Raw genomic sequence first — 8,035 nt, forward strand, 5'->3', positions numbered from 1 at the left:
AGGTGATTTTTAAGGGATTTTACATAAAAAAAATGGTTTTCACATTTTGAAAATGTGAAAACCATTCCATTCGTTATTCGTTGTTTCCCTCTTTTTTAAAGTACGTCCAACCTTCTTTTTGGTATACACGGTCATTTTTCATCAAAAGACCTAAAGCCCTTTTAAAAGCACCCTTACTTAAATTGAACCGCTCTTTAATATCCTCAGGATCGCTTTTGTCCGTGTAAGGCATTGCACCATTTCTCTGTTGCATATAAGCATAAATTCTCTCGGCATCACTACTTTGTGCCTCATGTTTTCGAGGAAGAAGAGAAACATTAATTGTTCCGTCCTCTTTCACATCAATGACTCTTCCGGTAACAGTCTCACCTAATCTTGGCTCAACCTCACGTTGTGAAGAATGGATAAACCCTTTATATCCCTCTTCTGTTAAAATAAATGATCCTGCTACAATCATTCGGTAAACCGTTCCTTGTACCTCTTTATTAAATAAAGAGCTGTCTGCCTTTTTCATAAGAGGCTCAACAATTTCTTCTGTTGCTAATCGGGCAAAAAATTTCCCGTTTTTCGATACCTTTAATGTGCAATAAAGCTTGTCCCCTACATTCGGCCAAACCTCTCTTAAAAAAGGAAGATGATCTTTCGCAACTAGAGCATCTTTACTTAGCCCAATGTTCACAAACGCTCCCATATCTTCGACAATGTCAACAACCTCTACCCAAGCATATGTATCTTCTGTAATGTATGGTTTTTTCATTGTTGCATAAAGTCGATCTTGAGCATCAACTCCGAAGAAGACCTCAACTTCTTCTCCCTCTTCCACTTCACCGATCACTTCATTATTATGCAAAAGCACTCTCTCTTTTCCATCTGTAAGAAAATAACCGAAATCCACCTTTTCATCTATTGTTAATGTTGCAAATGTACCTGGGATCATAAATGTATCCTCTCTTTCTTTAAAAAATAGGGTTCCCCCACTAACTTTTTCGCTATTTAACAAGTATTAAGGTGGTTGATTTCCGCTACAGGATGCTCATCTTAAGTGGGCGTGCAGTGAGAATCCTCATTGCAAAGCGCCTGTGGAGTCTCACCTGTCACGCTACTCCCCTGATTTGCTCCAGCGCCTAGCCCCGAAGCACAGGACGTGCAAGTGCAGTTACAGCGACAGGACGTCGCGTAAGTAACTGCCTCGAGGTCATAAGCCACTCTTGAATGAAAGACAAAGGAACGTCTTCTATTTAAGAGCGTCTTATTTGCCCTATGCTAAACAGGCCCTTCCGCATTTCTAAACAGGAGTCTCGCACCTTTCGCTCCAATCAACCTAAACGTTTTTGTTTAAATAACTACTGAAAACAACAACCTTATAGAATGAAACCTAAAAGTCTAGAAAACCTTTCAAGATTTCATACTTTGTCACTTCAAAAGTTGTGATCGTTGTTTTATTTTACTATAATCAACCTATATTATATACGTAATGGAGGATAAATATGGCGAAAGATAGTTCATTTGATATTGTATCAAAGATTGAGTTTCCAGAAGTGACGAATGCGATTAACATCGCAATGAAGGAAATCGCTACAAGATATGACTTTAAAGGCAGCAAAAGCACGATCTCATTAGAAAAAGAAGAGCTTGTTCTTGTTTCTGATGATGAGTATAAGCTTGAACAATTAAAGGATGTTCTTATTTCAAAACTAATTAAACGAAATGTTCCAATCAAAAATATTTCTTATAAAAAGGTTGAGAACGCTTCAGGCGGAACTGTTCGTCAAAGAGCTGAACTCGTTTCAGGCATTGATAAAGACAATGCTAAGAAGATTAATAGCATTATTAAGGACAGGGGCTTAAAAGTAAAAACGCAAATCCAAGACGATCAAATTCGTGTAACAGGTAAAAGTCGTGACGATCTACAAAAGGTTATTGCAGCAATAAGAGAAGCTGACCTACCAATTGATGTTCAATTTATTAATTATCGATAACTTTAATAGCAGGGCTAGTCCTTTCAAGTCCAGCCCTGCTCATTGATCCAACCAAATATCCACATGTATAAATTCCTTTTCCATTCATATTTTTATAAAGTGAAACGATCATCAGGAGAGTCTTACTGCCCGTAAAGAGCGGGATAAAGGTTCCGATACACTAAATACTTCCAGTTCATCCAATTAAAAATACACCTCATACAAGTGAAATTTGCCAAATTGCTATTTTACTATTGATATTTTTCGCAATATTAGATAAATTAGTTGTAATACTTTTTAATGCGTTAAAGTTCATACGATAATTTCATATCTTATCAAGAGAAGCTGAGGGACTGGCCCTATGAAGCTTCAGCAACCGGTCCATAACGAGTGAAGTCCAGTGGACATTGATTGACTAAATTAAATCGTGACCCTAAGTTATTTTCTTTTAGCACAGAAAAATAAATTAAAATGATTCGAACAAAGCTCCTTTGTTTGTTCGAGGCATTTTAACTTATTTTTCCAAGGCTTGTACTGCAAGCCCAGCAGGCGAAAGCTTGCCGTGCTAAAAGAAAATACACACCACATTTTTAGAAGTGTTTTATTCTAAAACCCGTCAATCAATTCTCCACACCCTACCAAGACTTCTGCGAGTGCCAAGGTGCTAATTCCAGCTAAGCATGTAAGATGCTTGAAAGATAAGGAGAAGCTAAAAATCATCCAGCCTTCTCTTGAGAAGGCTTTTTTTATTTTCCTTACAGAACCATATCTACCATTTATATAGATCGGAGGCTTTACTCAATGAGTTTTTTAGAAGATTTAAAAAGTAAAATTTTAATTGGCGATGGTGCGATGGGTACCATGCTTTATGCACATGGTGTTGATCGTTGTTTTGAGGAATTGAATATATCCAAGCCTGAGGATGTACTTGCTGTTCATCAAGCCTATATAGAAGCTGGCGCAAACTTGATTCAAACAAACACATATGGCGCTAATGACATAAAGCTCTCTCGATATGGATTAGAGGATGAAATTAGGCAAATTAATAAAAAAGCTGTAGAAATCGCCAAAAAAGCTGCAAATTCATCCACATATGTTTTCGGAACGATTGGCGGGGTTAGATCCTTTAAAAAGAGTGCTCATAGTATCGAAGAAATTAAACGAAACTTTAGAGAGCAGCTATACCTCCTTCTTAATGAGAATGTTGATGGCCTGCTTCTTGAAACCTATTATGATATGGAAGAAATGAAGACTGTTCTTCAAATTGCCCGCAAGGAAACAAACAAGCCAATTATTGCGAATGTTTCCCTACATGAAGCTGGCGTCTTGCAAGATGGAACATCACTAAAGGATGGATTTACGATTTTGGAGGATCTTGGAGCAAATGTTGTAGGATTAAACTGCCGCTTAGGTCCTTATCATATGATTCAATCGTTAGAAGAGGTTCCGATTCCAGAGCAAGCCTATCTATCCGTTTTTCCAAACAGCAGTTTACCTGCATTAAACGAAGGACGTCTTGTCTATGAATCTGATGAAACCTATTTCAGAGAAAGTGCTTTGAAATTTAGAGATCAAGGTGTGAGATTAATAGGCGGATGCTGCGGAACAACACCTAAGCATATTAAAGCAATGGCTGAAGCTGTTTCGAACCTAGCACCTATTACAACTAAACAGGTAAAGGTAGCTGCATCATCGCAACTAAATGTTCGTGAAAATCTTATTGATTCTCCAACACCTCTTGAGGAAATTGTTCAGGAAAGACGTTCCATTATAGTCGAATTAGATCCGCCTAAAAAACTAGGCATGGAAAAATTCCTTGAAGGTGCAGGAGCACTTCATGACGCAGGAATCGATGCATTAACTCTTGCAGATAATTCATTAGCTTCACCAAGAATCAGTAATCTGGCTGCCGGAATTTTAGCAAAAGAAAAAACTGGAGCAAGAACCTTAATTCATATTACATGTCGCGATCGAAACTTAATCGGTCTTCAATCCCATCTCATGGGCTTACACTCTTTAGGTATGTCAGATGTATTAGCCATCACAGGTGATCCATCAAAAATCGGTGATTTTCCAGGGGCAACCTCTGTTTATGATGTATCATCCTTTGATTTAATCAGTCTAATCAAACAGTTCAATAACGGTGTATCCTATTCAGGAAAACCGCTTGGACAAAAAACGAATTTCTCTGTAGCTGCCGCGTTTAACCCTAATGTTCGACACTTAGATAAAGCAGTTGTCAGACTTGAAAAGAAAATTGCTCATGGTGCTGATTATTTTATATCTCAGCCATTATATTCAAATCAGCAAATTATCGATGTATATGAAGCAACTCGCAATCTCCAAGCTCCAATCTATATCGGAATTATGCCATTAACGTCTAGCCGGAATGCCGAATTTATTCATAACGAAATCCCTGGTATTAAGCTGTCAGATTCTATTCGTGAAAAAATGGCTTCAGCAGGATCAGACAAAGAGCAGGCGCGCCAAGAAGGCCTTGCTATTGCAAAAGATTTAATTGACACAGCCTTCGATCTATTTAATGGAATTTATTTAATTACACCATTTTTACAATACGACCTTACAGTGGAGTTAACAAATTACATCCATGAAAAGGAAAAACAGCGAGCTGAAAGGAAGATTACACATGTGTAGCATCAAAAAAGAGCTAGAAAAACGAATACTTGTACTAGATGGTGCGATGGGTACAATGATTCAAGCAGCAAACCTGTCCCCCGAAGATTTTGGCGGAGAAGATTATGATGGGTGTAATGAGTATCTAACATTGACTTCACCAAAAACAATTGAAGCTATTCATGAAGCTTACCTGGAAGCTGGTTCAGATATTATTTCAACAAACACTTTTGGTGCTACAAGTCTCGTGTTAGATGAATATGATCTTGGTCGCTTGGCATTAGAATTAAATATTGAATCAGCTAAAATTGCCAAACGTGCAGCGGAAAAATATTCAACACCTGAAAAGCCTAGGTTCGTAGCCGGAGCAATGGGACCGACAACAAAAACTCTTTCTGTTACAGGTGGAACAACCTTCGATACATTAGTTGAGAACTATGAGGAACAAGCAAGAGGATTAATCATTGGAGGAGCTGATTTGCTCCTTCTTGAAACAAGCCAAGATATGTTAAATGTAAAAGCCGGCTTTTTAGGAATTCAACAAGCATTTGAAAATACAGGTAAGGAGCTTCCCCTAATGGTTTCAGGAACAATTGAACCAATGGGAACGACTTTAGCTGGGCAGGATATCGAGGCATTCTATATATCACTTGAACATATGAAGCCGATTTCTGTTGGACTAAACTGTGCAACTGGACCCGAATTTATGACAGACCATATCCGTACCCTATCAGGATTAGCTAATACGGCAGTTAGCTGCTACCCAAATGCCGGCTTACCTGATGAAGAAGGAAATTATCATGAATCACCTGAATCATTAGCTAAAAAACTAGTCGCATTTGCTGAGCAAGGCTGGCTGAACTTAGTTGGCGGGTGCTGTGGTACAACACCTGAACATATACGTGCTATTACAGAGGCTGTTTCAACCATTTCCCCTCGCAAAATCGAAGAAGTTTCAATCGGTCATACAGTCTCTGGAATCGATGCCCTTCTCTATGAAGAAGGAATGCGTCCATTATTCGTTGGAGAACGTACCAATGTTATTGGTTCACGCAAATTTAAACGTCTGATTGCAGAAGGCAAAATCGAAGAGGCATCCGAAATTGCAAGAGCACAAGTAAAAAACGGCGCCCATGTTATTGATATCTGTTTAGCTGACCCTGACAGAGATGAGCTTGAGGATATGGAAGCTTTCATTAAAGAGGTTGTAAAAAAAGTAAAGGCGCCACTTGTTATTGACTCAACAGATGAAAAAGTCATTGAACGAGCACTGAAATATTCTCAAGGTAAAGCCATTATCAACTCGATTAACCTTGAGGATGGCGAAGAACGTTTTGACGCTATTGTTCCCCTTGTTAAAAAGTACGGCGGCGCATTAGTCGTTGGAACAATTGATGAAGTTGGTATGGCCTTAACAGCTGAAAAGAAACTTGAGGTAGCGATTCGCTCTCATGACCTTCTCGTCAAAAAACATGGACTAAAAGCAAGTGATTTAATTTTTGATCCGCTTGTTTTCCCAGTTGGAACTGGAGATGAGCAATATATCGGTTCAGCAAATGAGACTGTTCGCGGTATCCAGCTTATCAAGGAAAAACTCCCTGAATGTTTAACCATTCTAGGTGTTAGTAATGTTTCGTTCGGCCTTCCTCCAGTTGGACGTGAAGTATTGAATGCTGTTTACTTGTATCACTGTACACAGGCCGGACTTGATTATGCGATTGTAAACACAGAAAAATTAGAGAGATTTGCTTCGATTCCTAAAGAAGAAATTCAAATGGCTGAAGATCTTTTATTTAATACAACAGATGAATCATTAGCCAAATTCACGGCTTTCTATCGCGGTAAGAAAAAAGAAGACAAAAAACCTGTTCAAAACCTGACCTTAGAGGAAAGGTTAGCAAACTATATCGTAGAAGGAACAAAAGAAGGTCTTATTCCAGACCTAGAGTTAGCTCTTAAGAAATATCCAGAGCCGCTTGATATCATTAATGGACCATTAATGGAGGGTATGGCAGAAGTTGGGGTTTTATTCAATGATAATCAATTAATCGTTGCAGAGGTTCTCCAAAGTGCTGAGGTCATGAAAGCTTCTGTTTCCTACCTAGAGCAGTTCATGGAAAAACGCGATGATAGCGGAAAAGGAAAAATCCTTCTTGCAACTGTTAAAGGTGATGTTCACGATATCGGTAAAAACCTTGTTGATATTATTTTAAGCAATAATGGCTATAAAGTTGTTGATCTCGGCATAAAGGTAACTCCACAAACATTAATTCAAGCTGTAAAAGACGAGAAACCAGATCTTATCGGTTTGTCCGGCTTACTTGTTAAATCAGCACAGCAAATGGTGATCACTGCCCAGGACTTACACAAAGCGAACTGTCATTTACCAATTTTAGTTGGCGGTGCTGCTTTATCCAGAAAATTCACGAGAATGAAAATTGCTCCTGAGTACAACGGACCAGTTGTCTATGCAAAGGATGCGATGGATGGATTATCTTTAGCAAATCAATTACGTACATCACCTGAATTATTTGCTGCCAAGGAAGCTGCAGTAGCTGAAGAGGCAAAACCGAAGACAGCACAAGCACAAGCTGTTACAGAATTACTAATCAAGCGCGGAAATGTGAGTGAAGCACCTATTTTTACACCGGTTGATACTAAGCGTCATATTATTAAGGATATTAACCTTACCCAAATCATTCCTTATGTAAATATGCAAATGCTTATCGGACATCATCTAGGGTTAAAAGGAAAAATTAAAGAGCTCGTACAAAAGAAGGATCCTAAAGCCGTCGAGCTTGTAGAGCTTATCCAGGAGTTATTAAAGGATGGCGCCAAGCAAAAATGGTTCAAACCAGCAGCGGTATATCAGTTCTTTCCATCCTACAGTGAAGGAAATAAACTCCATATAGTAGATCCTGAAAATACAGATCGAATTTTACAAACATTTGATTTCCCAAGACAGGAAAAGCTGCCGCATCGCTGTATTTCTGATTATGTTCGTCCAAAACAAGAAGATGGCTTCGACTATGTTGCCATGTTTGCTGTGACAGCAGGAAGTCAAATCCGTGAACTCGCTCAAGGATTTAAAGAACAAGGTGATTACTTAAAGAGTCATGCTGTTCAGGCACTAGCTTTAGAGCTTGCAGAAGGATTAGCTGAACGTACACATCAACTCATCCGTGACCGCTGGGGCTTCCCTGATGCACCAGATTTCACAATGGACCAACGATTTTCGGCAAAATACCAAGGTCAGCGCTATTCCTTTGGTTATCCGGCATGTCCTGATCTTGAAGATCAAGAAAAGCTATTTAATCTTATTCGTCCAGAGGACATCGGTATTCAATTAACAGAAGGCTTCATGATGGAGCCTGAAGCATCTGTTACAGCGATCGTTGTTGCTCATCCAGATGCAAAATATTTTAATGTCATGTAATATATGA

The 8,035-nt window shown here is 38.8% G+C and carries 4 protein-coding genes; 3 read left to right on the plus strand and 1 reads right to left on the minus strand.

Annotation, left to right across the window (positions count from 1 at the left end; all coding sequences use genetic code 11):
* Positions 1-73: 73 nt before the first annotated feature.
* Positions 74-937: a CvfB family protein gene (locus tag AC4GZ8_RS23830; protein ID WP_491084370.1), complete on the minus strand. Its 864-nt coding sequence runs from the start codon at positions 935-937 to the stop codon at positions 74-76.
* Between the two features lie 550 nt (positions 938-1,487).
* Here AC4GZ8_RS23830 and AC4GZ8_RS23835 point away from each other — a divergent pair.
* The 3 genes from AC4GZ8_RS23835 (at position 1,488) to metH (ending at position 8,028) form a co-directional block, all read left to right on the plus strand.
* Positions 1,488-1,979: a YajQ family cyclic di-GMP-binding protein gene (locus tag AC4GZ8_RS23835; protein WP_491084371.1), complete on the plus strand. Its 492-nt coding sequence runs from the start codon at positions 1,488-1,490 to the stop codon at positions 1,977-1,979.
* A gap of 780 nt (positions 1,980-2,759) precedes the next feature.
* A complete protein-coding gene (locus tag AC4GZ8_RS23840; protein ID WP_491084372.1) occupies positions 2,760-4,613 on the plus strand; it encodes a bifunctional homocysteine S-methyltransferase/methylenetetrahydrofolate reductase in 1,854 nt (617 codons plus the stop codon).
* Positions 4,606-8,028, plus strand: coding sequence for a methionine synthase (gene metH / locus AC4GZ8_RS23845; RefSeq protein WP_491084373.1), 3,423 nt, complete (start codon positions 4,606-4,608; stop codon positions 8,026-8,028). Before AC4GZ8_RS23840 ends, metH begins: the two co-directional genes overlap by 8 nt.
* Positions 8,029-8,035: the final 7 nt, after the last annotated feature.

Source organism: Metabacillus sp. RB-C-LZQ-3-1, assembly GCF_058315175.1.